This window comes from Mesorhizobium sp. M7A.F.Ca.CA.004.12.1.1 (genome assembly GCF_003997835.1).
Lineage (GTDB): Bacteria > Pseudomonadota > Alphaproteobacteria > Rhizobiales > Rhizobiaceae > Mesorhizobium.
Window position 1 is genome coordinate 1 of record NZ_RZRK01001237.1, and the last position, 1,152, is coordinate 1,152.

Consider the following 1,152-nt stretch of genomic DNA (forward strand, 5'->3'; position numbering starts at 1 on the left):
GCCGAGCAGAACAATGGCGAAGCGCAGCAGGCGCTTTTGCGAGAATGCGATGCCGGCCTTGGCGTGCACCGGTGTGCCCAGCACGTTGGAGTAGATCATGCCGGCGACGACGGCGAGGATCATCGGGCTGAACAGCGCGAAGCCCGAAACATTGCGGGCCGAGAAGGCGACGGCAGTAATCATCGTGACAAGGACGATGCCGGGGACGATGCCATTCCAGTTGAGGGATTTCCGCCCTCGTGTCAGATCGGCAGGAAAAGCGCTTTTCGGAATATCGTTCGCGAAGTGGGAAACGGAAGACAAAGCAATGCTCCAGACGGGTGTGCCGGAGGAATGCCATTCCTCAAATAATCTTTCCAACGAATTATTTTCGTCATAATGATCGATTTTTACGAACGATCGGCGTCATCTTCTGGCCGGCCTGAATTAAAGCTGCGCTTCGATGGCCGCCTTGTCGATCACCGACCAGACGTTCCTGATCCTGTCGTCGAGGAATTCATAGAAGACGTTCTCGCTGAAGGACACCTTCCTGCCGTTGATGGGCAGGCCGAAGAAGGTTCCCTTCGGCGTGCAGTTGAACTGGAGCCGGCTGGCTATGAACGGCGGTTCGGCGATCAGCAGCTGGATGTCGAAATAGAGGTCCGGGATTTCCCGAAAATCGCGCTCCAGCATTTCTTGGTAACCCGACAGCCCGACGCGGTCGCCATTGTAATGCACCTCGTCATGAACGAAGCGATTCAGCTTCTGCCAGTCCTGATTGTTGAGGCAGGCGATGTAGCCTCGATAAAGGTCGGTCACGGTCACGGCGATAGCTCCGGATTTCGTCAGATCTGCTCGATCCGGAAGATAGAACGACGGCGGGCACAGTCCAGATGGAGAGCCTGTTCCCGAATCGGGATGGGGCTCTATCTGCTCGTTTTGAGCATGATCTTTTTCGGAAACCCGGTTTCCTGTTCTAGCCTCGGTAGCGCAGCGCGTCGACCAGCAGCGAGAAGGCCGGCGTCGCTTGCCGGCGGCTGGGGTAATAGAGATGGTAGCCGGGGAAAGGCGCGCACCAGTCGGCGAGCACCCGCACCAGCCGGCCGTCGGCCAGATGGGCCGTTACCTGTTCCTCCGGCAGATAGGCAAGGCCGAGGCCGGCGAGCACCGCGT

At 58.3% G+C, this 1,152-nt stretch carries 3 protein-coding genes; all 3 read right to left on the bottom strand.

Features of this window, described 5'->3' with window-relative positions:
• Nucleotides 1–303, bottom strand: a 303-nt coding sequence (locus tag EN984_RS35440) for a putative sulfate exporter family transporter (RefSeq protein WP_127384396.1), incomplete at its 3' end; no start/stop codon positions are given.
• 123 nt (nt 304–426) lie between these two features.
• On the bottom strand, nt 427–804 hold the full coding sequence (locus EN984_RS35445; protein ID WP_164748991.1) for an ester cyclase: 378 nt from the start codon (nt 802–804) through the stop codon (nt 427–429).
• Nucleotides 805–955: 151 nt separating this feature from the next.
• Nucleotides 956–1,152: LysR substrate-binding domain-containing protein (locus EN984_RS35450; RefSeq protein ID WP_245480194.1), on the bottom strand; the 197-nt coding region annotated here is incomplete at its 5' end.